Raw genomic sequence first — 23693 nt, 5'->3', positions numbered from 1 at the left:
CCTCCGGCTCAAGGCAACCAGGCAGCCAGCGCTGCCTCCATGCTGGGGTCGTCCAGCATCGTGCTGGCACGGAAGAACCGCACAATGTTGCCTACCAGCGGGTGTTGGGCAGTGATAGGAAACGCCAGGCTCTCGACCTCTTCGCGCAAGGCCGCACGCACAGCCGGGCTGACATCCAGGTGGTCGATCAGGGTGAAGTCGAACTGCTTCTGAATGTCGTTGCTCAGGTATTCGCTGAGAAACACCGGCATGATCGAAGCGATCACCTGCCGGTCGGGGGCGGGCGCACTTTGCCACCAGGCTTTGGTGAGCCGTGCCCAGAAACTGGAGTGGCGGCCCTCATCGGCCAGGTGATCGGCCATCAGGCCTTTGACCGATTGCTTGACCGAGTCATCTTTGGAAAACGCCGCGACGTCGTTGGTGAGCGTGTTTTCCGCCACTGACACGCAGATCAGCTCCACGGCTGCCTTCAGGTGCTCCGGGGCCAATGCGATCGCCTTGGGAATCGAGCGGCTGAGCTCGATTTCCTGGGGCAGCGGGATCGGCTCAATGCCGGTCAGCGCGATGGTTTGCTGCATGTAGTCCATTGCCACCAAGGCGTGATAGTCCTCATCGACCACCACGGTCATGGCGTCGTAACGGCAGGCGAACGGAAAGCGGATATCGAAGCGGTCCTTGGCAATGCTGCGCGCAGTACGGTCGACAATCTCGGTTTCGAAGATCACCACGTCGTTGATGAACTTGTAGAGGCTCTGTACCAGCGCAAAAGCTTGCAAGTGCGGGCACTCGCGCAAGAACGTCGCGCTGACCACCAGCGGTTGGCGGCTCACCGGGTACATCAACTTGCCGTCATCTTCGACAGCCCGCCGAGGGCGCGTTCGAATGGTCGCGCGCTTTTCCCAAACATCGGCGAAAGATTGGTAGTCCAGTGCATTCATGAACCGGCTCCTTCAATAGTAATGAACTTCGAAGAGCAAGCAACCGCGCTCCGAATGAAAGGGCCCATGTTCGGTATTGGCAGCTCGAAAGAAGTAATCACCTGGGCCATAAGTTTTGGCGGCCCGCCCCGGTGCGGCCACTTCGGTTTGATCGCCTTCGATCAAATAAACCTCTTCGTGATAATCATGGGTGTAAATCTCACGCGTGCCGCCACCGGGATGAAAACGTACCAGCCGAGTGCGGATACCGGTGCGAGTGGCGGAGTCGAGGCTGTCCTTGAAAACGGTCAGGCTGATATCACGCTCCGACGGGACGGCCTGCCACTGGGCCAGGGCCTGTTCAATGACCTCGAACTTCATGCCACGCACTCCGCTTGTACAACTTCCAGTTGCTCGCGCAATGCATCCCATAGCGCGGTGCGGCTGGTGATCGCCGCGCGCGCGGCGCTGTAGACTTCGGCCTGGCGGCCTGCGTCGCCCCGTACCAGGCGCGCCAGCAGGTTCTCGGCTGCAGGGCCGTGGTCATCGGAGTCGACATCGATATGACGCTGCAGGTAGTAACGGAAGGTCGGCGCATGGTCGCCGGTGATGTTCCAGTCATCGAGGATCTGCTGGAACATCGCCGGGATCACACTTTCGCGGCCATGCAGAAAGGCCGCAGCCACTTCGTGCGGCTGCCCGTTCAGGGCCACTTCCAGGGTTTCGCCAACGAAGCGGGCCGCTGAAGCCGGCGCCTGGCAGTGTTGCAGTGCCTGGCTCACCGTGCGCCCTTCGCGCATCATGGCGATGAAGTGCTCGATGCAATCGGTGCTCGCACCGATCTCACGCATGGCGTCCAGGTAGAGCTCGAAATGGCTGTAGTGGCCACCGGTAAGCTTCAGGTCAGACTCTTCACCCAGCACAATTTCGTTGATCAGGTGGGCCGATGCCGGGTCTACCGGGGGCAACCAGGGCAGCTCGACGCAGGTGAGCTCGCGTTGCAGGCGCTTGGTCAAGGTCATGAAATCCCATACGGCGAAAACGTGGGTTTCCATAAACGCACGCAGGCCCTCAAGCGTGCGGATTTCCCCGAATACCGGGTGTTGGCCCAATTGGCGTTTGCGGGTTTCAAGTTCAACTTGTTGACGGTCCATTTGCACTTATCCCTCATCCGAAAGTGCCGTGCTATTGATCGAGCGGGCAGGCACGGGCCACGGCTGATGCACGGCGGGCTGAATAGTTATAGTCCCCTGGGAAGCTGAAATATTTCAAAACATATCCAGAGCGAGCGAAACCGTAACCGGCAGCGGCAAACTTCGTCAACACCCCGAACGAAAAGTTATGGATGTTTACATCTTATAATAAACAACGCAGCACGGGCGAAGTCCTTTCGGAGTTCGCCCTTATTCACCTATGGATCAAACGTAAACGTCAACTTACAAACATGAAATCCATTCCCTTTTTATGAACCATTACGCACCTCATGAAGGTTTGGAAGTTCGCATCAATACTGTGGCCACTGCACAACCGATCAACGCCATACAGGCGAGCCAGAACGCATCGGAATAAGCCATCAGGTAGGCTTCGCGGCGGATCGTGCCGGCCAGCTGCGACAGTGCCATCTGGCCGTCAGGCAGCCAGCTGTGCAGCGGGGCCCCCAGGCGGGCCTGCACGCTCTGTGAGAACACCGTTACGCTCTCGCCGATGCGCTCCGAATGCATGCGCTCACGGATCGACACCACCTGTGCCAGCAAGGCGGTGCCGACCGCCCCACCCAGGTTGCGCAGCATCGAGAACACCGCTGAAGCGGAGCCGGCCTGGGCTTTGTCCAGGCCGGCAACCGCCAGCACCGACAACGCGACCATGATGAAGGGCTGGCCAATACCCCGAACCACCGTCGAAGGGATGATCACGTTCGCGGCGCTGTCGCCGTCCAGGTGAGCGCCCAGCCAGCACCCCAGGGCCATGATCAGAAAGCCGGTGCTGACCATGATCTTGGGGCTCGTCCAGCGCATCAGCCTCGGCATCAGGGGGGCCAGCAACAGTTGCACCATGCCGTAGGCAATCAGGCTGATACCGATCTCGCGGGCGTTGTAGTGCTGCAGCTGCGAGAGGTAGTTCGGGACCAGAAACACCAGGCCGAAGGTCGCCCCCCCAAAGATGAACATGGCCACGCTCGCCACGCCGAAGTTGTAGTTACCCAGCAGCCTGAGATTGATGAACGAGCGCGCCCCCCACACCTGGGTAGCCACGAACACGGCGATGCCAATGACCGAGGCCACGGTTGCCCAGACGATGAAGCTGGAGCCGAACCAGTCAAGCCGCCCCCCCTCTTCCAGCACGATCTGCAAGCCGCCCAGCCCCACTACCATGCCGGTGATACCCAGCCAGTCACCCCGGCGCAGCATCGACAACTGCATGGGCTTGGCATCGATCGACCAGGCAATGGCCGCCAGCAGCGCAATGCCGGGGACCAACTGCAGGTAAAAGATGCCGCGCCACGACCATGCATCGGTGAGCCAGCCGCCAATCGACGGCCCTGCGGCTTGGGCCACGCTGTTGGCCAGGCTGAACAGCGCCATGCCCATGGGCATTTTCGAGGCAGGCAGCTCGGTGATGATCAACTGGAACGACAGCGGGATCAGCACCGCCCCCGCCGCCCCCTGGATCACGCGGATGGTGATCATCACCGGCAGGTTCGGCGCCAGCGAACAGGCCACCGAGGCGATCAGAAACACGAGTGAACCCAGGCCCATGACCTTGCGCAGCGAGAACACCTGCACCAGCCAGGCGGTGAGCGGGATCATGATGATCTCGGCCACCAGGTAGGCCGTGGAGATCCATGAGCCCTCTTCGAACGTCGCCCCCAGCGAGCCTTCCATCTCGGGCAGCGCGGCGCTGGTCACGTGCACGTTCATGCCCGCCATGAAGCAGCCGAACAAGCCCCCGAGCACGGCCACCCACGCTTTGGCCGATACTTTCTGCTCGCTCATGGCTGGGCCCGCACGTGGGTATCGACGGTGGCGACCACCGACATGCCCGGGCGCACTGTCGGTTCACCGGCCTGCGGTGGGTCCAGCCGGATGCGCACGGGAAACCGCTGGACGATCTTGGTGAAGTTGCCCGTGGCGTTGTCTGGCGGCAGCAAGGCGAACAGTGCCCCTGAGCCGGGCGCGAAGCTGTCCACATGGCCATGCACCTCAAGGCCGGGGTAGCTGTCCACCGACAGGCTGACCGGTTGCCCGATGCGCAGATGCTCAAGCTGGGTTTCCTTGAAGTTTGCAACCACGTAGGCCTGCTCCAGCGGCACCACCGCCAGCAGCGGTTGGCCAGCGACCACGTACTGGCCTGGCCGCACTTTGCGTTGCCCGACCATGCCATCGAACGGCGCGCGCACCACGGTGTCTTCCAGGTTCTGGGTGGCGATCAGCGTTTGTGCTTGGGCCTCGGCCAGGCTCGCAGACGCCTGGGCGGCCTGAGCTTGTGCGCGTTGTACCTTCGCTTGCGCCAGCTGCAGCAACTGTTGTTGCTCGAGCAACGCAGCGCGGGCCCCCTGAACTGCCGCGCGGGCCTGCAGGGCTGCGGCTCGGGTGGTTTCAAGGCGCTGAGGCGTGGCCGCCTGGTCACGCACCAGGCCTTGATAGCGGGCCAGGTCCAATTGCGCTCGCTGGCTCTCCGCACGAGCGGCATCGAGCTGGGACTGCGCCCGTTCGATCGCAGGTTGCTGGCGCCGCACTTCGGCCTGGGCCACCTGCGCTTCGGCATGCGCGGCATCGACCGCAGCCTTGGCTTGGGCCTGGCGCGCGTTTGCCTGGTCCAGCCGCGCCTGGTAGTCACGGGCCTGCAAGCGCAGCAGCACCTGGCCGGCCTTGACAGGCTGGTTATCCTCTACTCGCACTTGGTCGACATAGCCTTGCACCCTGGCACTGGCGGCCATCCAATCGGCCTGCACATAGGCATCGTCGGTGCTTTCATGAAAGCGCCCTACCAGCCACCACCACCCTCCCACCACCAGCAGCGCTGCCAGGCATGCGCCGCCGGCACCGGTGATGCGCCGGCGCGCGCGGCGCTTGGCGAGCATGGCCTGCAACTGCTCGGCATGGGCTTGTTCGTCCACTGCGATGTTCATGGTCGGTTTCCTGTACGCGAATCATCCACGGGTGCCTGCCATCCCCCTCCGAGGGCCTGAAACAGGGCAATTTCACTGTGCGCCTGGCGTTGCCGGGCGGTGATCTGGCGCAGCCGCGCGGCGATCAGCTCGCGTTGAGCATCCAGCCGCTGCAGGCCGTCCAGCGCACCGGCGCGGTAGCTGCTGTCGGCCAGGGCGAAGGCGCGCTCGTTCTGCTCCAGGGCCTGGCCCAACCAGAGGCCGCGCTGGCGCTCGCCGTCGTAGCGGGCCAGTGCCTGGCGCACGTCGGTCAGCGCGCCCTGGACGCTGCGGCGCCAGGCCGCCTCGCTGGCCATACGCTGGGCGTCGGCTGCGTCGACGCGGGCCTGGTTGGCGCGGCGATTGGGGAATTGCCAACTGATCAGCGGGCCTACCCCGAACATCACCGACTGGCTCTCACCCAACCCGTGCCAGGTATGGCTGGAAGCACTGAGCGATGCCCCGAACACCACTTTGGGATACAGGTCGGCCTGCACGTTTCGAAGTGTCCAGGAAGAGGCCAGCGCCTCGCGCTCGGCTTGGCGAACATCCGGGCGGCGCTTGAGCAATTGCCAGGCATCGCCGGCCGGCAGCGGGCCGGCGAGACGCGGAATATGCTGGCAGGCCTGCAATTGCAGCGGCTGCTCGGCCTGCCCACCGAGCAGCGCCAACTGTGCAGCCGCCAGCTTCTGCCGAGCCTGCAGCCAGGGCAGCTGCGCCCGGGTCTTGCGGGCCAGGGCTTGCAGGCGGGCGCTGTCCAGCTCCGTCGCCACGCCCCCTTCGCGCTGGCGCTCGGTCAGGCGCAGGCTGTCATCCAGGCTGGCCAGTGAGGCTTGGGTCTGCTCGATCTGCTCGCCGTAGGCACACAGGTCCAGCCACGCCAGGCTGGTTTGTGCCGCCACCACAAGGCGCAGCTGGTCACGCGCTGCCGCAGCCGCCTCGGCGTGGGCCTGGGCGGCCTGGATGGCGGCGCGCACCTGGCCGAACAGGTCGAGCTGCCAACTCAGGCCTGCGGCGGGCGTCCATTGCCACTGCGAAGGGGCCGAGGTGCCTCTGGCCTGGGCCAGGGTTTGATCGTCGGCGGTGCGCCCATATTGCGCCGCCAGTTCAAGATCGGTCTGTGGCCCCTGGGCCGCCTGGGCTTGCCGCAGCCCGGCCATCACGGCGGCCAGCCGTGCGTCGGCCTGGGCCAGGTCCTGGTTGTTGGCCAGCGCCTGGCGCACCCACCGGTCTAGCGCAGGGTCCTGATACAACGCCCACCACCGATCCGGCAGCGGCTGCTCGCCAACGCCAGCAGGCAGCGCGGCGAGCGCCAGGTCAGCGGGTGTGGCGGGTGCGGTGGGTGGCTTCGGCGCCTGCCCCTGGCAGGCACAGAGCGCAGCCAGGCTCAGGTAGGTGAAGGTGTGTTTGAGGAAAAGTCGTGCCATTGCCTGTTCACATGGTTTTGCCTTGTGATCAGGCTACGGAGAATGGCGGTTGAGCTCTCTCGCAAGACAGACAACCTGCCTTGCGAGGCGGACAACTTCCCATGGCCGCGGTTCAGCTTGCACACGCCCAAGGGTTGCGACATTCCCGCGGGCTGTAGCCGAGGGTGCGCTTGAACGTGGTCGCGAACGCGCTGGGGCTTTGATAACCGTGCTCCAGCGCCACCCGCAACACCGACTCGCCACGCACCAAACACTGGGCGCTGAGCACCATCCGTGCGCGGGTGCGCCATTCCCCGAAAGACATGCCCAGCTCGCGCTGGAACAACCTGGCCAAGGTGCGCGAGCTCATGTTGAGCCGCTCGCCACACTGCTCCAGGGTCAACTCCTGCCCCGGCGCCTCCAGCACCGCGGTGCACAGCCCTTGCAGGCGTGGGTCTGCCGGCATGGGCACATGGGAATGCACTTGCCGCGCGGCATTGAGCTCATGGCCGATCAGGCCCAACAGATGCTGCTGCCGCGCCGGGATCGAGCCGGCATCCGGGCTGGACGCTGCCACGATCAAGTGGCGCAGCAGCGCACTGACTTCGATCACCCGGCAACGGCCCGGCAGCGCAACCTCAACCCCCGGCGGCACCAGCAGCGTACGCATGCTCACCGCACCGGCCATGCGCACCTGGTGCCCGACCTGCGCCGGCACCCACAGCGCATGGCCGGTAGGGATTGCCCAGTCACCCTGCTCCGTGCCCACCAGCATCATGCCCTCGCTGGCGTGGATCAGCTGCGCGTGGGCATGGCAATGCCAGCCAACTTGCTCGCCTGGCGGGTAATCTGCAATCAAGGCTTTCATCGGCCTAGCCTCAGGCGGATACGCCGGCGCCTACCGGCTGCGCCAGCAGGCCCAGGCGAGTGGCACGGTTGACGGCGCTGACCAGCGCGCCCAGCGAAGCCTGGACGATGTTGTGATCGCGCCCGGCACCGAACAGCAGCCGGTTACCCACGCGAATCTCCACATAGGCCATGGCTTCGGCAGCAGCGCCGTCGCGGATGGCATGCTCGTGGTAATCGGCGATATCCAGCTCCAGGCCCTGGGCCTTGAGCGCGTTCACCAAGGCCGCCAGCGGCCCGTTGCCTTCGCCCAGCAACACGTACTGCTGCCCGGCCTGGCGCAGGCGGCCTTTGACCCAGGTGGTGCCGCCTTCGCTGCCGGTAGCCACCTCTTCCAGCGACCATGGCGCTGCCGCGCGCAGGTAGTGCTCGTTGAAGCACTCCAGAATCATCTGGCTGGAGATTTCCCGGCCGGTCTGGTCAGCCACCTCTTGCACCAGCGTGCTGAACTCCATCTGCAAGCGGCGCGGCAAGGCAATGCCGTGTTTTTCCAGCAGAAACGCCACGCCGCCCTTGCCGGACTGGCTGTTCACTCGAATGACCGCTTCGTAGCTGCGGCCCATGTCGGCCGGGTCGATCGGCAGGTAGGGGACTTCCCAGTAGCCCTGCGGGTCGGCCTGGCGCGCAGCGAAGCCTTTCTTGATTGCGTCTTGGTGCGAGCCGGAAAACGCCGTGAACACCAGTTCACCGGCATAGGGATGGCGGGGGTGGGTCGGCAGCTGATTGCAGTACTCGACCTCGCGCTGCACGTGCACGATGTCGGAAAAGTCCAGGCCTGGATGAATGCCGCTGGTGTAGAGGTTCATGGCCAGGGTGAGGATATCGACGTTGCCGGTGCGCTCACCGTTGCCGAACAAGGTGCCCTCGACCCGCTGCGCGCCGGCCAGGCACGCTTGCTCGGCAGTGGCCACGCCTGTGCCGCGGTCGTTGTGCGGGTGCACGCTGATGACCACGTTGGCCGGGCGGCTGAAGTGCCGGCAGAACCACTCGATCTGGTCGGCGAACACGTTGGCAGTGGCCACTTCCACGGTGGTTGGCAGGTTCAGGATCATGGGCCGTGCCGGGGTAGGCTCAAACACCTCAGTGACCGCTTCGCACACCTGCAAGGCAAATTCAGGCTCAGTGAAGCAGAAGGTCTCCGGCGAGTACTGATACGTCCACTGGGTTTGCGGATAGCTGTCCATCAGTGCCTTGATCTTGCGTGTGGCCTGGGTAGCGATCTCGATGCAGCCGGCTTCATCGACCTTGAACACCACGCGGCGAAATACCGGGGCGGTCGCGTTGTACACGTGCACGATGGCACGGGGCACGCCCTTGAGCGCTTCGAAGGTGCGTTCGATCAGGTCGTCACGGGCCTGGGTCATCACCTGGATGGTCACATCGTCCGGGATGGCGCCGGTTTCGATCAGCTCGCGCACATAGTCGTAGTCGGTCTGGGAGGCTGCAGGGAAGCCGACTTCGATCTGTTTGAAACCCACCTTGACCAGCAAGTCGAAGAAGCGCCGCTTGCGCTCGGCGTTCATGGGTTCGATCAGCGCCTGGTTGCCGTCACGCATGTCGACGCTGCACCAGGTGGGCGGCACCTGCTGCACCTTCGATGGCCATTGGCGGTCTGGCAGGTCGACGGTGGCGAAGTGGCGGTATTTGCGGGAAGGGTCCTGGAGCATCATGGTCGCGTTCTCCTTGAGTGTGGCCGGCCACGCACAGCAGCAGGCAGGCTTTACAGTTTAGGATCCATGTCGCGACACTCAATTGCGTTGTTTGCAGCGCAGATGAACAGTTTGGAAGATTTTCTCTAATTTCTGAAAAATCTAGCAATAAAATAGGGGCTATTCAAAGAGAATAGCCATTGAGCAAGGCACGCGTCCGCTGGGCTGCCTGCGCAAGGCGCTCACCGCCGCCCAGGCCGGGTTGAGGAACCTCTGCACTCAAACGCACCTGTGCAGGCAGCACCTGAAGCAGCGCGCGCAAGGGCAAGCCACCCTCGCCAGGCGGCAACCGGCCTTCCCTGGCCTCCTGAATGATCGCTTCTTCCGGCGGGGCTTTGGCCGGCGCGTCGCACAGCTGCACGTCATGCAGCCAGCGGGCTGGCACCCGCGCCAGCTCTTCAACGGTATTGCCAGCCCGGAACAGGTGCAACGCATCGACCAGGATGCCGCCATTGCCCTGCCCTGCCGCTTCCACGACCGCCAATGCCTGGCCCAGGTTGCCCACGACCCGCCAGCGCATGAACTCCAGGTTCACAACCATACCCAGTGGCGCGGCCAGCTCGCACACCGAGGCGAACCGCGAGGCCAGGCGCCCGCCGTCGGGGTCATCGCCTGAGACAGTCAGGCTGCGGGCACCCAGCAAGGCGCCGGTTTCCAGCATCCAAGGCAGATCGGTCAAGTCGACCTCGGGGGTGAGGGCGATGAACTCGATGTCACTCACCACCACCCCTTCGCCGTCGAGTACCTGACGCAACTGCCCAAACGCCGCGCTCGCCGGCCGCAGCGGGTAGGCGAGCCCGCCCGGCACAGCCGGGTGCAGGCGCAACCCCACCGCATCGAAGCCAGCTCGCGCCGCCTGGCGGGCCAGCTCGAGCGGCGGCAGTTCCAAGGCCGTGAGGTGGGCGACGCCGAGCCGTTTCAATAGGTCGCCCTCCCACCGCTCAGGTCGAACACGAAGCCGGTGGTAAAGCTGCACTCGGGGCCGGCGATCCAGGTGACCATGTTGGCGATCTCCTCGATCTGCAGGAAGCGCCCCATGGGAATCTTGGCCTTGCTGGCGGCGATGTGTTCGGCGGTCATCTCGGCCATCAAGTCGGTCTCCACCATCGCCGGGGCCACGCAGTTGAGCAGCACCCCGTCCTGGGCGAGCTCCTTGGCCGCCGCCTTGGTGAAGGCGATCACCCCGGCCTTGGCAGCCGAATAGCCGCTGATGTACTGCACCCCGTCCTTGCCGGCCATGGAGGCTACATTGACGATGCGCCCGTAGCCGTGCTCGCGCATGTGCGGGATGACCGTGCGGCAGCCGTAGAACACGCCGTTGAGGTCAACGGCCATAACCTGGTCCCACGCTTGGGGCGGGTATTCCCAGCAAGGGGTAACCGGCCCATTGATGCCGGCGTTGTTGACCAGGATCTGCACCTGGCCCACCTGCGCCAGCGCCTGTGCAAAGGCCGCCTCCACCGAGGCCAGGCTGGCTACGTTCACCGCTTGGCGCAGCACCGGCTCGAACCCTGCCTGCTCGGCAGCCCAATGGTCGACGTTCAGGTCCCAGATGATCACCTGGGCACCGGCGGTGTGCAGCCGGCGGGCGATGCCCAGGCCGATGCCGCGCATGCCGCCGGTGACGATGGCCGTCTGGCCTTGAAGTGTAGTGCTCATGCCGAAGGCTCCTTCGAATCAGGCATTGTCGATAGCGGGCAGGCGCGCCAGGTCACGCACCATGAACAGGTAGCACAGGGCGCCGAGCACAGTGATCGCGGCCACGAAGGCCAGCGCCCACACGAACGAGCCGGTGGCGCTGACGATCAGCCCGATGGTGAGCGGCGTCACGATGCCGGCAGCGTTGGCGAAGAGGTTGAACACCCCGCCAGACAGCCCCAGCATGCCTTTGGGTGCGATATCCGAAACGATCATCCAGGCCAGCGCTGACATCCCTTGGGCGAAATACGCCACGCAGAGGATCGCAATCACCAGGGCATCGGACTGCACATAGTTGGCCAGCACGATCACCGAGGCGGTGAGCAGGCCGGTGATCACTGGCAACTTGCGCGCCACATTGAGTGAGTAGCCGCGGCGCAACAAGGCGTCGGACAACCAGCCACCGAACAGCGTGCCTACCGAGGCAGCAATGAACGGCAGCACCGCTACCCAACCCACCTTAAGCCAGGGCATGTGCCGCTCGGTTACCAGGTAGGTAGGGAACCAGGTGAGGAAGAACACGTTGGTGGAGTTGCAGGCGAATTGGCCCAGGCAGATGCCCAGCATGTTGCGGTGCTTGAGCAGCGCAGGGATCTGCGACCAAGCGAAACGCGTGGCCTGCTGGCCACCGTCGACCACCCCGCCGCCCTCACGGATGTAGTCGAGCTCTGCCTGGTTGGCGCTGCGCGACTGGTGCGGCTCATGGTACTTGGCCCACCACAGCAGGCCGTAAAGGATGCCCACCGCACCCACCCCCATCAGCAGCACGCGCCAGCCGTAGGCATGCAACACCCAGAACAGCAACGGCGAGAGAAACGCCAGGCCTACGTATTCGGCGAAGGTATAGATCCCGGTGGCGCGGGCCCGCTCGCTCTGCGGAAACCAGGTGGCCACCACCCGGCTGTTGGTAGGAAAGCACGGCGCCTCGGCCGCCCCCACTGCCAGGCGCATGCCCAACAGCGATGCGAAACCCTGGGCCAGGCCCTGCAGGCCGGTGAACAAAGACCACAAGGTCAGGGCGAGCCAGTAGGTGAGCTTGGTGCCGAGGCGGTCGATGAGGATGCCACCCGGGATTTGCGAAGCGGCGTAGGTCCAGGAGAAGGCCGAGAAGATGATGCCCATCATCGCCGCGTTCAGCGCCAGGTCGCTGCTGATAGCCGGCGCGGCGATGCCCATTACGCTGCGGTCCAGGTAATTGATCAGGGTGCCACCGGAAACCAGCGCCAGGATCATGAAACGGGTGCGGCTGCGTTGCGCCTGTTCGGCAGGTGTGGCGAGCAGGCTAGGCTCGGTGCTCATGGGTAGGGTCCTTTTATTGTTATGGGTGCTGCGGCGGTCAATCGGGGAAGCCAAACAGCTGCAGGGGTGTGCTCCACATCACTTGGCGCCGCGTGCCAGGGTCAGGCAGCCAACGCTCGGCCAACTTCAGCAGCGGGCCGTAATCGATGCGCGAGGCCGAGCGAATGAACGGCCAGTCCGAGCCCCACAGGCAGCGCTCGGCACCGAAATGCTCAAGCAGTGCATCAACATAGGGGCCGGCCTGGGTTTCAAGATGATCGACAGCGGCAAACTTCTGCATGCCGGAGAGCTTGACCCAGGTACGCCCGCCCACCGCCAGGCGCAGCAACGCCTGGAAGCCAGCCTGGCCAACGCCAGCCTCGGCCGCCGGCCTGCCGCAGTGGTCGATCAGCACCCGGCCGGGGGTTGCCTGAAGCAAAGGCAGAAGGTCGAGCAGTTGATCACCCTGGACCTGCACCTGCGCGATCAAACCGACCTCGGCCAGGCGGCCCAGCAACGGGGCGGCCGTGGCCATCGACGCCACGCCTTCGAGTGCCGGGTTGAAGGCGATACCCACCACCCCTTGAGTTTGCAAGGCGGCCAGTGCTTCCAGTGACGTGCCATGGGCTACGACCGCTACTCCTTTGAAACGCCCCCGGCCATGGGCGAGCGCGTGCAGCAGGCAACGGTTATCCAGCCCGTAGCCACTGTTGGGGCCAACCAGCAGCGCATGGCGCACCCGATAAGCCTCCAGCACCCGCTCGAACTGCGCCCGGGAGGCCACTTCCTGGCCGCTCGGGGCGTAGGGCGTATCGGGGGCGTAAGGGAACTGCTCTGGGTCGAACAAGTGGCTATGGCAGTCGATCTTGGGCTCGTCGAAGATGCTCATCGGCGCAGGCCTTTTGTTATTGTGGCGTGCATCCACCTTACGACGCTGCGCGCTCAGGCGCCCATACCTGTATGGCGAACACCATAACCCAAGGTTAAGGACACCCATGCCCAACTCCGATTCGACCCAGTGGGCCTTCAAGCTGCGGCACATGGAAGTGTTTCGCGCGGTGATGCTCACCGGCTCGGTGAGCGCGGCAGCCAAGCTTCTGTACGTATCGCAACCGGCGGTCAGCAAGCTGCTGCAGTATGTCGAAGGCCGGTTGGGCTATCGCCTGTTCCAGCGCATCAACAACCGCCTGGTGCCCACGGCCGAAGCACACACGCTCTACCGTGAAGTGGAGCGGGTTTACCAGGCCGCGCAGGCAGTCAATGATTGCGCCCGCGCCTTGGCCGAGCACCCTGGGCGGCAGCTGCGGGTGTGTTGCAGCGCGTCGTTGTCGACGGTGCTCATTCCCCATGCGCTGGCGGCCTTGAAACAGCAATGGCCGGGGCTGGACATCCAGTGGCAAACCACCTTGATCAGCGATATGCCGGCGCAGTTGCTCGGAAAACGGGTTGACCTCGCGGTAGCGGCCTTGCCGGTGCATCACGAGCACCTGCACTCGCAGGCCTTCATGCGAGGGCGGATGGTCGCGGTGCTGCCACCTGGGCACCCCTGGGCGAGCGAGCCCAACCTGAGCCTGCAGAGCCTGGCACAAGCGCCGCTGGTGCTGTTTCGCCCCGACATGCCCTTTGGCCGCTTGCTGGCCGGCCATTTCGACCGCCGAGGCCTTGCCTGGCGCTCGGTGCTGGACTTCACCAACGCCGGGGAAGGCGTAGCGCTGGTGCGCCACGGCCTGGGCCTTAGCATCATCGACGAGTTCGTCGCCCAGGACAGCGGCCTGGCCATCGTGCCGCTGGCCGAGGACATCAGCTTCGACATCAGTTTCGTCTATTCACGTTTCGAACCGTTGCCGGAGGCAGCGCGGCAGATGATGCAGGTGCTGCTGGCCGAAGCGCAGCGATTGGGGCGGGCCATCGAAGGGTTCGAGATGCCGGCGGGATGAGCGCCGCCCTTGGCCTAGGCGGGCAGGCACTCGACGGTGAGATGCCGGATTTCATGCACCGGTGCCAGGCGTTGGCGAATGCGCTCAGTGCTGCTGGCGCCGGCGACACTGACGATCGCTGCGTGCGCCTGTGGGCCAAGCCGCCAGACGTGCAAATCAGTGATGCTCACGCCTTCTTCGCCGGCGATGAGCGCGCGAATCTCGCTCGCCAACTGCTCGTCTGCGCGGTCCAGCAGCACGGCTGCGCTGGTTTGCATCAATACCCATGCCCAACGGGCGATCACCAGCGCCCCCACCAGGCCCATCAGTGGGTCCAGCCACACCCAGCCCAGGTAGCGCCCGGCCAGCAACGCGACGATGGCTAACACGGAGGTCAGTGCATCGGCCAATACATGGACGTAAGCCGAACGCAGGTTGTTATCACCGTGATCGGCCGGGCCATGGTGGTGACCGTGGTCATGGTCATGGTCATGGTCATGGTCATGGTCATGGTCATGGTCATGGTCGTGAGAATGCCCATGGCCGAGCAGCAGTGCGCTGGCGATGTTGACCAACAGCCCCAGCACGGCAATCCAGGTCGCTGTACCGAAGGCGACAGCGGTCGGCGCCAGCAGCCGCCCTACTGACTCCACCGCAATACCCAATGCGACCAGGCCCAGCACCAGCGCCGAAGCAAACCCTGCCAGGTCACCGACCTTGCCGGTGCCAAAACTGTATTTGCCATCGCGGGCATGGCGCCGAGCATAGGCATAGGCTGCTGCGGCGATCCCCAGCGCACCGGCGTGGGTCGCCATGTGCAAGCCATCAGCCAATAGGGCCATGGAGCCGGTTATGTAGCCTGCGGCGATTTCGCCGATCATCATTACGACGGTGAGCAGCACGACCCACCGGGTGCGGCGGGCGTTTTCGTCGTGGTGGGTGCCCAGGAATTGGTGGTCGTGGACGGTAGACATGGGAAGCCTCGGCTGGTCGCATACCCCCTACGGGTATACGAAGGCCAGACTTTTACATACCCCCCACCCCTATTGCAAGCCAGCGCTGGGCGATCCGCCGACCGGCCTGCAAGCGCTGCGGCACGCGGGCCACCGCGTTACCGCGATGACGGCCACCTATGCGGTGGTTATAGTTATCGGCGGCTTTGGCTGTGACGGCTGTCGTCAAACCTTGAACCGCGCCACGCCTTGGTTCAACTCTGCCGCCAGCCGCGCCAGCTCGCCGCTGGAAACGCTGATCTGAGTCACACCCTGAGCCGACTGCACCGAGAGATCACGGATGTTGACGATGTTGCGGTCCACTTCGCGCGCCACTTGCGCCTGCTGCTCGGCGGCGCTGGCAATGACCAGGTTGCGCTCGGAGATCTGTGAGATCGAAGCGGTGATCTCGCTCAGCGCGGTACCGGCCGCCAGGGCCTTTTCCAGGGTTTGCCCGGCCAGTTTGCTCGAGTTCGTCATTGAGGCCAGCGCCTGGCTGGAGCCGCCGCGCATGGCGGTGATCATCTGGTCGATCTCCAGCGTCGACTGCTGGGTACGGTGCGCCAGTGCGCGCACTTCATCGGCGACGACCGCAAACCCTCGGCCAGACTCGCCCGCCCGCGCGGCTTCGATAGCCGCGTTGAGCGCCAGCAGGTTGGTCTGCTCGGCAATGGCACGGATCACGTCCAGCACCTTGCCGATATCCTGAGACTGCGTAGCCAGGCTCTCGACCTGCTCGAAGGTGATTTGCACGTCGCCGCTGAGCGCCTGGATCGCGGTGACGGTCTCCTCCACTCGCACCCGGCCCAATTGCGCCGACTCGCTTGATTGGCTGGAGGCTTCGGAGGTGGAGACGGCATTGCGTGCTACCTCCTCCACAGCAGACGTCATCTGGTTGATCGCCGTGGCTGCTTGCTCGATTTCATCGTTCTGTTGATTTACGCCGCGGCTGGAATCGCGGGTGACGCCATCGAGCTGGCCGGCGGAGCTTGCCAACTGCCCGGCCGAATCGCGAATCAGCTGCAAGGTACCGCGCAGGCTCTGCTGCATCGCAGCAAGGGCGCGGAACAGGCGCGTGACTTCATCGTCGCCGTGGGCTGGCAAAGGCTGGGTCAGGTCACCGGCGGCAATGGTTTCGGCAGCCTTGACTGCTTCGCCCAGGGGGCGAACGATACTGCGGGTAAGCCACAGCGCCAGCACCACCGTGGCCAGCGCCGCCAGCAATACGAACGCAGCCACTACGGTCAGAGACCGGGAGTACTGCGCGCCGGAGGCGACGCCTTCTGCATCGATGCGCTGGTTGTAGAAGTCGGATAACGCCGCCAACTGATTGCCGGAATCGTCCACCACCTTTTTCATGTCCACCAGCAGCAGCGCATTGAGCGCTTCGCGCTGGCCTTGATCGGCCAGTTGGAAAGAACGCGCCAAGTTGCTCTGGTACTGCCCCAGCGTGGCCTTGAACGGCTCGTAGAGCTTGCGCTCCTCTGGGGTATCAAGGAAACCGTCCAGCAGCTTGAGCTTCTCATTGAGGAACTGCGTGCGTGCGTCCATCTGCGATTTGTAGGTGGAGGCGTTCTTCGGATCAGGGTCCAGCGCCAGGCGCAAGGAAATGGTGCGGATGCGCAACATCGCTTCGCGAATGTCAGCCACCACCCGCATGCTGGGCACCCAGTGGGTCTCGACCGTCACCTCGCTCTGGCGAATCGTCGACATCTGCAATAGCGCGAAGCCGCCCAGCACGGCGACCAACAGGGCAATCAGGGTAAAGCCCAGGCCCGCACGGCGGGCGATGGAGAGGTGGCGCAGGTGCATGAACAGGCCCTCGGTGCATGGTTATTCTTATGGTGCGCACGCAAAGTTGTCGTACGACTTATCACCGCCTATCGGCTGAGGGGAGCCGTTCTTTAAGCCTGTTTTCGGAATATTTATGGATCTGCGGTATCCGGTAGAGCGCCGGTCTATCGACCAACGGTGGTTAGACATTTTCGCCTAACGCCGATAGCCTGAAATAAAGAGACCGTTCTGTCATAGCTTCGCAATATGCGGGAGGCCACCATGGACAACATCTATGTACTGATCGAGCACGGGCAGGAGCAAGGCGAAGCCTACCTGCTGGGCTGGTTCGACAGCGAAGCCACTGCCCAGGAGGCTGCGGTGAAGATGGAATGGGAGGCTTACCGTGAGGCGCTCAAGCATGAGCGGTTCTGGAGCGAAGAACCCCTGCCGCCTGACCAGGCAGAGCGCAAGCGCTTTTGGGTCAAGGCGTTGCCGCGGTTTCCGTATGCGGAGGTGCCGCGGGGGGCGGGGGTGCATTAACCCAGCAAGAAGTCGTAGTCCTGCGCAGACACGTAATCGGCAAGCCGGCGCCCTGTCAGGTCGCGGCGCTCGATGTCAGCACCCTGACCTACCAGCCAGCGAAAGAATGTTGAATCGCGCACCTTGAGTGCATGATCCTTGGCATACATCAGTACCGTCGTGCCTTTGGCGTTGCTCGCATTGATGTCTGCACCGGCCTCCAGCAACGCCCGCGCGGTCCGCTCAAAGCCGTTGTAGCAGGCGATCATGAGCAAGGTCCACCCAATCGCATTGCGGTCATCGACACTGCACAAACCCAGCAGGGTTTCTGGTACATCGGCCAATTCCCGTGTTTGCGCAGCTGCGAACACCTCGCTCTGCCGATCCCGAAACAATCGAATGTTGTAATCGATGGTGGCGTACTCGGCATACGCTCCGGTATCCAGCACCAAGCTGCCGGCTTTATGGCTGGAACGGGTGTTGGTTATCCGGCAGTTCACGAAACGCTCGCCTTCGACCGAAGGCAACTGATAGTTCCTGAAGGCATAGGCACGCACCTGCCGTGACACTTGCCATGCGGTTTGCACAAGATCGACCTTCAGACGGCTGAAGTCGATGGACTGCCGGGAGTAATAGGTCGACTGTTCAGCCGCCTGCGGGTATGGCGACACTGCGCCCTCCACCAGCGCCTGCACCTGTTCATCGAACAGCAGGCAACTGGCCTCGATGCACTTGAGGTACAGATCCTTGGCACTATGCCACTCGGTCAACTTGAAGGTGCGCTGGGCGATCAGCTCGCCGGTGTCGATGCCGGCATCGATCACATGAAGCGAAACCCCGGCCTCCCGATCACCGTTGAGAACGGGCCAGATTGCGGTGTACATGCCTTTGTAGCGCGGCAGCAGGGAAAAATGAATGTTGTAGCAGCGCGCTTGGCGAAACCGCTCGGGGCGCACGATCTTGTCGAATTCCAACGAGAGAAAGAGCGTGGCCTGGTCATAGGCCTGAGCGAGGGTGATTACAGGGATGCCCAGGGTTTCAGCGTGCCGCTTTAACGACCGCTGCCAACCGTCCTGGCCGTCGTCGGTTACGTTACAAACGACCGCGAGTGCCTGGGTACCTGGGAGGCGAGCCAGGGTGTTGAGGGCGTGAACGGCGATGTTGTTTTTGCCTGCGATGACGATCATTTGTTTACCTTACTCAAAACGCGTGCCCCGTCGCCGGGCATTGCCTGTACATCGCCGGATACTTAACCGACAAGCCTGCATTCAGTTCGCGCCTCGCTTATGGAGGAATTTCAGATCCACGATCCCCCCTTGCGGCGTGTAACCATTGACTACCTCAGTCAATAGTGTACGTATGCCATCCATATCGCCCTCCGCCAGCATCGCCTCTATGCGGCTCAGCACAACCTTGAGCACGTCCCAGCCAAGATGTGTTTCCAGGGCCGTCATGATCATCGGGTGGGAGGTTTGCTCAACGTCGTCACCGATGAGCAATTCTTCGTAGAGTTTCTCCCCCGGCCGCAGCCCGGAGTAGGCAATTTCGATATCGCCATCAGGATGCTCGGCGTCGCAGACTGTGAGACCCGCCAGATGTATCATCTTGCGGGCCAGCTCCACGATTCGCACTGGCTCTCCCATGTCGAGCACGAAGACATCGCCGCCCCTGCCCATTGACCCTGCCTGGATAACGAGCTGCGCTGCCTCCGGGATCGTCATGAAATAACGTGTGATCTCCGGATGCGTCACCGTTACGGGGCCGCCGGCCTTGATCTGCTGGGTGAACAGTGGAATGACCGAGCCAGAGGACCCCAACACATTGCCAAACCGCACCATGGTGAACTGAGTGCGATTGACCTGAGAAACATTCTCACCTTCACCGTACAGCACGGGGGCGGGCTCCTGGCTTAACGCCTGGAGCACCAGCTCAGCCAAGCGTTTGGTGCTGCCCATGACATTGGTTGGGCGCACCGCCTTGTCAGTGGAGATCAGCACAAAATGCTCGACGCCCGAACGCAGTGCCGCCTGGGCGGCGCGCAAGGTGCCGAAGACGTTGTTGTAAAACCCCTCACCGACATTGTGCTCGACAATCGGCACGTGCTTATAGGCTGCCGCGTGGTATACCGTTTGCACCTGCCAAGTGGTCATCAGCTCGCCCAGCAGCGCCGCATCGCGCACCGACCCCAGAATCGGGATGATCTCGCAGGCCTGCCTGAGGCAGACCGAGGCCGCCTCAAGCTCGGCATTCACTGAGTAGAGGTTGAACTCACTGTGCTCAAACAGAATCAACCGCGCAGGGCCGATGGCCAGGATCTGCCGGCAGAGTTCCGACCCGATTGAGCCACCCGCCCCTGTTACCATGACTGTCTTGCCCACCACGCAGCGGGCGAGTAGCTCCGGCTGTGCAGGTACGGCATCACGACCCAGCAGGTCCGCGATCTCTACCTCACGAATATCGTCCACATTGAACCGGCCATTGGCCAAATCCGAATAGGCCGGAATAGTGCGCACATGAACGGGGTGGGTTTCAAGCAGGCCAAGTATCTCGCGCCGGCGGCTGCGGGAAACCGACGGCAGTGCCAGCAGAATCTCCGTGGCGCCGGTCGTCTGGATCATCGAAGCAATCTTGCGCGGCGCGTAAACGGGCAAACCGGATATTACCCGGCTCGTGATCTGGGGATCGTCGTCGATGAAGGCTACCGGGCGGATGCAGCGGCTCATGCGCAGCGCGGCCACTAGTTGATTCCCTGCCGACCCCGCCCCATAGATTGCAACCCTGGGGGCTGAATCAGCCTTCGCACCAAAAGGCAGCAAGCCAGGCACGGCAAACCAACCACCCAGTAGATATTGGCGCATCGCAAGACGCAGCCCGCCAATCATTACAAGGCTCAACCACCAATAATTGAAGATAATCGAGCGGGGCACTACGTAGGCGCGGTTCCCGTACCAGAACAGGACGACGCCCAATATCAACGTAGCCAACGTAACCGCCTTGAAAATGGTCACCAGCGCATCGTTTCCGAAATAACGCAGAACCGCACGGTACATGCCCATCTTGACGAATACAGGGACCGATACCAATGGAGCTGCAAGAAACAGCGGCCAATGGGCGATCAAGGGGCCGAATAGGTCATCCACCCCAAGGCGAACCAAAAACGAAAGCCACAGCGCAGCGCTTAGCAATATTGAGTCCAGCACCACCTGAACCAGCCGTTTTTGCCTGCGTGGTAACGCCAGCAACCATGCCTTGAACGATTCCATCAGTTACGCCGAATCCTGGCGCCTCCTTTTTCAATAAACAGCATGCTCGCTGGCCGCGTTTGAATGAACGCCAGCATAACACCATAGCCACAAGTGCTGGCAGCCACGCCCTCAGCGCCCCTCGTAGAGGGCCATGTGCATTCTCGCCACTTCCCGCACATCGAACGCTTGTTCGGCCAATGCACGGCCGGCAGCGCCCATATGCACCACGGTAACTGGGTCATCTAGCAGCTTTCGTATACCCTGAGCCAATGCCCCAGCGTTGCGAACTTCCACGAGCAGCCCGCTTTGCCCTGGTTCGATCGCATCGCGACAACCTGGCACATCCGTGGTGACAACCGCTCGACCGCACGCGGCCGCCTCGATCAGGCATTTGGGGAGCCCTTCTCGATAGGAAGGCAGTACCACGATATGCGCCTGCGAGAACACCTCAGCCATATCGCTGCGCGCGCCCCACCAATCAATAACACCCGCCTCAGACCATTTCTGAAGCTGATCGGACGTGAGGCTGGTGGGATTACCCTCATCGACGCCCCCAACCAATACAAAGCGAGCGCCACGATAGCCCTGAAGCGCCCGGGCGGCTTCGACGTACTCAAGCACACCTTTGTCTTTGAGCATGCGCGCCGCCATCACGACCAGCGCCGGGCCTTCAGGTAGTGGGCTGGGCAGCCAGGCTGCCAGGTCGACACCCGACCCGCGGATACGAACGGCCTGACTTGGATGGATGCCCGCATGCTGCTCTAAAAGGGTTTGGTCGTCTTCGTTTTGAAAGATCACCTTCACGTTGCCACGCCGCAACGCCAGCCGATACAGCAGCGCGACCAAACAACGGCGCACCGCGGCTTTAGGCCCAGTGGCCATGAATACAAACCCCAGGCCTGATATCGCAGCGATGACCCTCTCTATTCCAGCCAAACGTGCTGCCAGACCACCAAGCAATACCGGCTTGATGGTTACCAAATGCACAGCTGTGGGTTTGAGCATGCGCATGAGCCTAAACATCGCCCAGCAAGACTTGAACGCTTGCAGAGGGCTGGCGCTACGCCGATCCAGCGCCAAGGGATGCACAACGATGCCGTGGCGCTCCAGTTCATTAAGCCTGTCAGTGACAGCACAGGCCAAATGAACCTCGAAGCCTGCCTGTTGGGCCGCAAGTGCCAACGGCAATCGATGAGAGATAAAAAACCAGTCGACGTTAACGATGAACAGTAATTTTTTCATCAGACGGGGTTCTTCTCCAGCCATGCCTGGAACATCAGAACGTCCCAAAGGTGGTAGGCCCAATTGCGAGTGCCGCTGAGATGTTCAGCCCATTTGCGGCGGATTTGTTGCGGGTGAAAATATCCTTCTTTCACAAGGCGTTGCTCGTCCAGAAGCGCTTCTGCCCAATCGCGCAACTCACCTCGAAGCCATGCTGCCAACGGAACCCCGAAACCCATCTTGGGTCGGTCCATCAGCGCCTTCGGTACGTGTTTGTAGAGAACCTGCCGCAGGACCCATTTGCCCTGCCCATCGCGCAACTTGTACTCCAGCGGTAACTTCCAAGCGAATTCCACCACACGGTGGTCAAGAAACGGTACACGGGTCTCCAACGAAACAGCCATTGCCGCTCTGTCTACTTTGGTAAGAATGTCATCCGGCAAGTAGCTAAGCATGTCAAGCGCCATCATCCGCTCAACCCCCTCAACAGATAATTTTCTCGCCGGATCAGTTAATACCGTAGGCGGCTCTGCAGCCCCTATGACCACTGATGCAGGATCATCCCAGTGCGAAACTAGCCGACGATATAAATCATCCTCATTGCTGCATCCCAGTACGTCCGCCCCTTTGTGGAGCTTGTCTCCAAATGCAGCCAGGCGGCCACCCATAAAACGCGAAAACGGTTGGGCCACCGCATCCCAACCAGCGGGTGGAACGGAACGTATCGCCCCAGCCAGCGCTTGGCGCGCGAATGTCGGCAACGTGCTGATTTTTCTCCACATGGACGAAGTCAAGGTATAACGGTTGTAGCCCGCAAATAGCTCATCACCGGCATCCCCAGAAAGCGCTACCGTTACACGCTGCTTGGCCATTTGAGCGACCAGATAAGTTGGAATCTGAGAGGAGTCTGCAAACGGCTCATCATAGATGTGTGGCAGTAGAGGGATAACATCCAACGCCTGCTCTGCGCTAACATACAACTCGGTGTGGTCAGTGCCTAGATGATGGGCTATGACCTTAGCGTGTTCGGCTTCGTTATAGCCAGGTTCATTGAAACCTATAGAAAATGTACGAACGGGTCGAGAGGATTGAGCTTGCATCAACGCGACGACGGTTGATGAGTCTATCCCACCCGATAGAAAAGCCCCCAGCGGTACATCCGCAACCATTTGCTGGCGAATGGAACCGCTAAGAAGCGATTCAAGTTCGTCCACAGCCTGGGTCGCAGAACCTGCGAAAGCTGATGCTTTACCAACCTTGACAGCCTCACTCCCTGACCAGTAGCGATGTATGGTAGGTATGTGGCTTGAAGTCGTGAGAGTAAGCAAACAACCGGGCTCGAGTTTATGAATACCCTCGAAGATACTATAAGGGGCAGGAACACAATTGTGCCGCATGTACAGTGCCAGTGCATTGCGATCGATAACTGCACGAAAGGCCGGGTGCGCCCGCAATGCGCCGAGCTCAGAGCCGAAGATAAAATCGTGACCTTGCCACCCGTAATACAGGGGCTTTTCGCCCAGGCGATCGCGCCCTAATACGAGCTCGCGCTTTTCGCTATCCCAAAGCGCAAATCCGAACATGCCTTGGGTTTTCTGCAGTGTAGCCTCAACCCCCCAACGCTCAAAACATGCCAGAAGCGTTTCGGTATCGGAGTGCCCGTTCCAAGGGGTCGATTGCTCTTCGGATAATTCCTCACGAAGCTGTTGGTGATTATAGATTTCACCGTTGTATACGAATGCAAAACGATTTGAGGGGGACCGCATCGGCTGGTGGCCGGCATCTGAGGTGTCTACTATAGATAAACGCCTGTGCGACAGCCCTATGCCGGCCGACAAGTCTAGCCATACACCGCCGCTGTCTGGCCCTCGATGCCGGATAGCATTGGCCATCGAGGTTACGCTACTTTCCAGATCCGCTACATTTGCAGATCGTGTAAATACGCCCGCGACTCCACACATCG

The 23693-nt window shown here is 62.3% G+C and carries 20 protein-coding genes; 2 read left to right on the top strand and 18 right to left on the bottom strand.

Going from position 1 to position 23693, the window contains the following annotated elements:
* Positions 1-8 precede the first annotated feature (8 nt).
* From F474_RS09890 to F474_RS09835, 12 genes are all read right to left on the bottom strand, one after another.
* Positions 9-938 (bottom strand): diiron oxygenase, encoded by a 930-nt coding sequence (locus F474_RS09890; RefSeq protein WP_097085320.1) that lies wholly within the window; start codon positions 936-938, stop codon positions 9-11.
* A gap of 12 nt (positions 939-950) precedes the next feature.
* Positions 951-1298 carry a DUF4437 domain-containing protein gene (locus F474_RS09885; protein WP_097085321.1) on the bottom strand — a complete coding sequence of 116 codons (348 nt, stop codon included), beginning with the start codon at positions 1296-1298 and terminating at the stop codon, positions 951-953.
* Entirely contained in the window at positions 1295-2071 is a 777-nt protein-coding gene (locus F474_RS09880; RefSeq protein ID WP_097085322.1) for a DUF3050 domain-containing protein, read from the bottom strand. The genes F474_RS09885 and F474_RS09880 overlap by 4 nt, the downstream gene beginning before the upstream one ends.
* Before the next feature lie 327 nt (positions 2072-2398).
* Positions 2399-3910 (bottom strand): MDR family MFS transporter, encoded by a 1512-nt coding sequence (locus F474_RS09875; protein WP_097085323.1) that lies wholly within the window; start codon positions 3908-3910, stop codon positions 2399-2401.
* A complete protein-coding gene (locus F474_RS09870; RefSeq protein ID WP_097085324.1) occupies positions 3907-5046 on the bottom strand; it encodes an HlyD family secretion protein in 1140 nt (379 codons plus the stop codon). The genes F474_RS09875 and F474_RS09870 overlap by 4 nt, the downstream gene beginning before the upstream one ends.
* The gene (locus tag F474_RS09865; RefSeq protein ID WP_097085325.1) at positions 5043-6491 is read right to left on the bottom strand and encodes an efflux transporter outer membrane subunit; all 1449 of its coding nucleotides are present in this window, start codon (positions 6489-6491) and stop codon (positions 5043-5045) included. Before F474_RS09865 ends, F474_RS09870 begins: the two co-directional genes overlap by 4 nt.
* Before the next feature lie 112 nt (positions 6492-6603).
* On the bottom strand, positions 6604-7338 hold the full coding sequence (locus F474_RS09860) for a helix-turn-helix transcriptional regulator (protein ID WP_097085326.1): 735 nt from the start codon (positions 7336-7338) through the stop codon (positions 6604-6606).
* 10 nt (positions 7339-7348) lie between these two features.
* Complete coding sequence (gene leuA, locus F474_RS09855) at positions 7349-9046, bottom strand: 2-isopropylmalate synthase (protein WP_097085327.1); 1698 nt, start codon at positions 9044-9046, stop codon at positions 7349-7351.
* A gap of 163 nt (positions 9047-9209) precedes the next feature.
* Positions 9210-10007: a sugar phosphate isomerase/epimerase gene (locus F474_RS09850; RefSeq protein WP_097085328.1), complete on the bottom strand. Its 798-nt coding sequence runs from the start codon at positions 10005-10007 to the stop codon at positions 9210-9212.
* Entirely contained in the window at positions 10004-10744 is a 741-nt protein-coding gene (locus F474_RS09845) for an SDR family NAD(P)-dependent oxidoreductase (protein ID WP_097085329.1), read from the bottom strand. Before F474_RS09845 ends, F474_RS09850 begins: the two co-directional genes overlap by 4 nt.
* A gap of 18 nt (positions 10745-10762) precedes the next feature.
* The gene (locus F474_RS09840) at positions 10763-12082 is read right to left on the bottom strand and encodes an MFS transporter (RefSeq protein WP_097085330.1); all 1320 of its coding nucleotides are present in this window, start codon (positions 12080-12082) and stop codon (positions 10763-10765) included.
* 37 nt (positions 12083-12119) lie between these two features.
* Positions 12120-12950: an amidohydrolase gene (locus F474_RS09835; RefSeq protein ID WP_097085331.1), complete on the bottom strand. Its 831-nt coding sequence runs from the start codon at positions 12948-12950 to the stop codon at positions 12120-12122.
* 106 nt (positions 12951-13056) lie between these two features.
* Here F474_RS09835 and F474_RS09830 point away from each other — a divergent pair, with 106 nt between their 5' ends.
* A complete protein-coding gene (locus F474_RS09830; protein ID WP_097085332.1) occupies positions 13057-13998 on the top strand; it encodes a LysR family transcriptional regulator in 942 nt (313 codons plus the stop codon).
* A gap of 14 nt (positions 13999-14012) precedes the next feature.
* Here F474_RS09830 and dmeF read toward each other — a convergent pair whose 3' ends face one another.
* Positions 14013-14951 carry a CDF family Co(II)/Ni(II) efflux transporter DmeF gene (dmeF, locus tag F474_RS09825; RefSeq protein WP_097085333.1) on the bottom strand — a complete coding sequence of 313 codons (939 nt, stop codon included), beginning with the start codon at positions 14949-14951 and terminating at the stop codon, positions 14013-14015.
* Between the two features lie 204 nt (positions 14952-15155).
* Complete coding sequence (locus F474_RS09820) at positions 15156-16781, bottom strand: methyl-accepting chemotaxis protein (protein WP_097085334.1); 1626 nt, start codon at positions 16779-16781, stop codon at positions 15156-15158.
* A gap of 243 nt (positions 16782-17024) precedes the next feature.
* Here F474_RS09820 and F474_RS09815 point away from each other — a divergent pair, with 243 nt between their 5' ends.
* On the top strand, positions 17025-17285 hold the full coding sequence (locus tag F474_RS09815) for a hypothetical protein (protein ID WP_097085599.1): 261 nt from the start codon (positions 17025-17027) through the stop codon (positions 17283-17285).
* On the opposite strand, the gene F474_RS09810 is transcribed toward F474_RS09815, so the two are convergent.
* The 4 genes from F474_RS09810 to asnB all read right to left on the bottom strand — a co-directional run bounded on the left by F474_RS09810 (position 17282) and on the right by asnB (position 23691).
* Positions 17282-18451, bottom strand: coding sequence for a formyltransferase family protein (locus F474_RS09810; protein ID WP_097085335.1), 1170 nt, complete (start codon positions 18449-18451; stop codon positions 17282-17284). The genes F474_RS09815 and F474_RS09810 overlap by 4 nt on opposite strands.
* Before the next feature lie 81 nt (positions 18452-18532).
* Positions 18533-20527, bottom strand: coding sequence for a nucleoside-diphosphate sugar epimerase/dehydratase (locus F474_RS09805; protein WP_097085336.1), 1995 nt, complete (start codon positions 20525-20527; stop codon positions 18533-18535).
* Positions 20528-20638: 111 nt separating this feature from the next.
* Positions 20639-21775: a glycosyltransferase family 4 protein gene (locus F474_RS09800; protein ID WP_097085337.1), complete on the bottom strand. Its 1137-nt coding sequence runs from the start codon at positions 21773-21775 to the stop codon at positions 20639-20641.
* Complete coding sequence (gene asnB, locus F474_RS09795; protein WP_097085338.1) at positions 21751-23691, bottom strand: asparagine synthase (glutamine-hydrolyzing); 1941 nt, start codon at positions 23689-23691, stop codon at positions 21751-21753. Before asnB ends, F474_RS09800 begins: the two co-directional genes overlap by 25 nt.
* Positions 23692-23693: the final 2 nt, after the last annotated feature.

The organism is Pseudomonas sp. URIL14HWK12:I12, from assembly GCF_003097135.1.
GTDB lineage: Bacteria > Pseudomonadota > Gammaproteobacteria > Pseudomonadales > Pseudomonadaceae > Aquipseudomonas.
Note: the sequence above shows the minus strand (reverse complement) of the source record. Positions and strands in the feature narration are given on the sequence as shown.

Coding starts and splice junctions, on each gene's coding strand:
- F474_RS09890 (WP_097085320.1), bottom strand. CDS start 938: ATGAATGCACTGGACTACCAATCTTTCGCCGATGTTTGGGAAAAGCGC.
- F474_RS09885 (WP_097085321.1), bottom strand. CDS start 1,298: ATGAAGTTCGAGGTCATTGAACAGGCCCTGGCCCAGTGGCAGGCCGTC.
- F474_RS09880 (WP_097085322.1), bottom strand. CDS start 2,071: ATGGACCGTCAACAAGTTGAACTTGAAACCCGCAAACGCCAATTGGGC.
- F474_RS09875 (WP_097085323.1), bottom strand. CDS start 3,910: ATGAGCGAGCAGAAAGTATCGGCCAAAGCGTGGGTGGCCGTGCTCGGG.
- F474_RS09870 (WP_097085324.1), bottom strand. CDS start 5,046: ATGAACATCGCAGTGGACGAACAAGCCCATGCCGAGCAGTTGCAGGCC.
- F474_RS09865 (WP_097085325.1), bottom strand. CDS start 6,491: ATGGCACGACTTTTCCTCAAACACACCTTCACCTACCTGAGCCTGGCT.
- F474_RS09860 (WP_097085326.1), bottom strand. CDS start 7,338: ATGAAAGCCTTGATTGCAGATTACCCGCCAGGCGAGCAAGTTGGCTGG.
- leuA (WP_097085327.1), bottom strand. CDS start 9,046: ATGATGCTCCAGGACCCTTCCCGCAAATACCGCCACTTCGCCACCGTC.
- F474_RS09845 (WP_097085329.1), bottom strand. CDS start 10,744: ATGAGCACTACACTTCAAGGCCAGACGGCCATCGTCACCGGCGGCATG.
- F474_RS09840 (WP_097085330.1), bottom strand. CDS start 12,082: ATGAGCACCGAGCCTAGCCTGCTCGCCACACCTGCCGAACAGGCGCAA.
- F474_RS09835 (WP_097085331.1), bottom strand. CDS start 12,950: ATGAGCATCTTCGACGAGCCCAAGATCGACTGCCATAGCCACTTGTTC.
- F474_RS09830 (WP_097085332.1), top strand. CDS start 13,057: ATGCCCAACTCCGATTCGACCCAGTGGGCCTTCAAGCTGCGGCACATG.
- dmeF (WP_097085333.1), bottom strand. CDS start 14,951: ATGTCTACCGTCCACGACCACCAATTCCTGGGCACCCACCACGACGAA.
- F474_RS09820 (WP_097085334.1), bottom strand. CDS start 16,781: ATGCACCTGCGCCACCTCTCCATCGCCCGCCGTGCGGGCCTGGGCTTT.
- F474_RS09815 (WP_097085599.1), top strand. CDS start 17,025: ATGGACAACATCTATGTACTGATCGAGCACGGGCAGGAGCAAGGCGAA.
- F474_RS09810 (WP_097085335.1), bottom strand. CDS start 18,451: ATGATCGTCATCGCAGGCAAAAACAACATCGCCGTTCACGCCCTCAAC.
- F474_RS09805 (WP_097085336.1), bottom strand. CDS start 20,527: ATGGAATCGTTCAAGGCATGGTTGCTGGCGTTACCACGCAGGCAAAAA.
- F474_RS09800 (WP_097085337.1), bottom strand. CDS start 21,775: ATGGCTGGAGAAGAACCCCGTCTGATGAAAAAATTACTGTTCATCGTT.
- asnB (WP_097085338.1), bottom strand. CDS start 23,691: ATGTGTGGAGTCGCGGGCGTATTTACACGATCTGCAAATGTAGCGGAT.